This window comes from Bacillus sp. ChL18, from assembly GCF_026241425.1.
Classification (GTDB): Bacteria; Bacillota; Bacilli; order Bacillales; family Bacillaceae; genus Bacillus; species Bacillus velezensis.
Genome location: NZ_JAPHWE010000015.1, coordinates 1 through 1,162 on the forward strand (window position 1 = coordinate 1; position 1,162 = coordinate 1,162).

5 tRNA genes and 1 rRNA gene are annotated in these 1,162 nt (G+C 41.9%); all 6 read left to right on the forward strand.

What is annotated here, in order from left to right:
- Positions 1-7 precede the first annotated feature (7 nt).
- The 6 genes from rrf to OQ477_RS20760 all read left to right on the forward strand — a co-directional run bounded on the left by rrf (position 8) and on the right by OQ477_RS20760 (position 942).
- Positions 8-123: ribosomal RNA gene (gene rrf, locus OQ477_RS20735) — 5S ribosomal RNA — on the forward strand.
- A gap of 46 nt (positions 124-169) precedes the next feature.
- Positions 170-244 (forward strand) — tRNA-Asn (locus OQ477_RS20740).
- Positions 245-246: 2 nt separating this feature from the next.
- Positions 247-319, forward strand: a tRNA-Thr gene (locus tag OQ477_RS20745).
- 346 nt (positions 320-665) lie between these two features.
- A tRNA-Gly gene (locus tag OQ477_RS20750) sits at positions 666-740 on the forward strand.
- A gap of 32 nt (positions 741-772) precedes the next feature.
- A tRNA-Arg gene (locus OQ477_RS20755) sits at positions 773-849 on the forward strand.
- Positions 850-865: 16 nt separating this feature from the next.
- A tRNA-Pro gene (locus tag OQ477_RS20760) sits at positions 866-942 on the forward strand.
- The last annotated feature ends 220 nt before the right edge of the window (positions 943-1,162 follow it).

Sequence of the window (1,162 nt, forward strand, 5' to 3'; positions counted from 1 at the left end):
TCAATGGTTTGGTGGCGATAGCGAAGAGGTCACACCCGTTCCCATGCCGAACACGGAAGTTAAGCTCTTCAGCGCCGATGGTAGTCGGGGGTTTCCCCCTGTGAGAGTAGGACGCCGCCAAGCTTTTTTATTTTATCTACCATGTTTTTGTTTATGAAGCTTATAATATTCCGCAGTAGCTCAGTGGTAGAGCTATCGGCTGTTAACCGATCGGTCGTAGGTTCGAGTCCTACCTGCGGAGCCATTGCTTCCATAGCTCAGCAGGTAGAGCACTTCCATGGTAAGGAAGAGGTCAGCGGTTCGAGCCCGCTTGGAAGCTTATCTAAAATACGTTGATCTGAGGCAGTTTCCGCATGTTATGGAACTGTTATTTTTTTATTTGGATCAGTAAAAACTGTTACTGATTGCAGCAGTTAAGGTATAGGTGTTTAAAGCACGCTTTCTGATGAAGCTAGCCTTGCTTCAATGATTCAAAGAGATTAACATAATTAATTGTTAAACGGTATTGACTTTTACCAAAACCTTGATATAATTACTTTTGTCATAATGAGCAGTATGTTTAGATTGATCTGCGGGTTATACCGTTTGGATTTTTACTGAATAAATAATAATACAGTTTACCGCTATCTGAGGCTGTATTCTGGCCATGCTTTACATTTTTACTTGCGGAAGTAGTTCAGTGGTAGAACATCACCTTGCCAAGGTGGGGGTCGCGGGTTCGAATCCCGTCTTCCGCTCCATTTTATCCCAACGGGATATTGTGATATTAATTGCGCCCGTAGCTCAATTGGATAGAGCGTTTGACTACGGATCAAAAGGTTAGGGGTTCGACTCCTCTCGGGCGCGCCATAATATTTTTAAAAATCGGGAAGTAGCTCAGCTTGGTAGAGCACATGGTTTGGGACCATGGGGTCGCAGGTTCGAATCCTGTCTTCCCGACCATTCTCAAACTTTAAAGATAATATACTGGTTTTCTTTTTCTCTCTTTTTTTTAAAAAAAATGCTTGATTTATAGAGAGATACCGTGGTATATTATTAAACGTCGCTGATGAACAGCAGACAACAACGAAAAGCTTCGGAAACAACTTGAAAAAAGTTGTTGACATAAAAGAAGCTGAGTGGTAAGATAATAAAGCTGCTTCAACAAGCGGTAATGATCTTT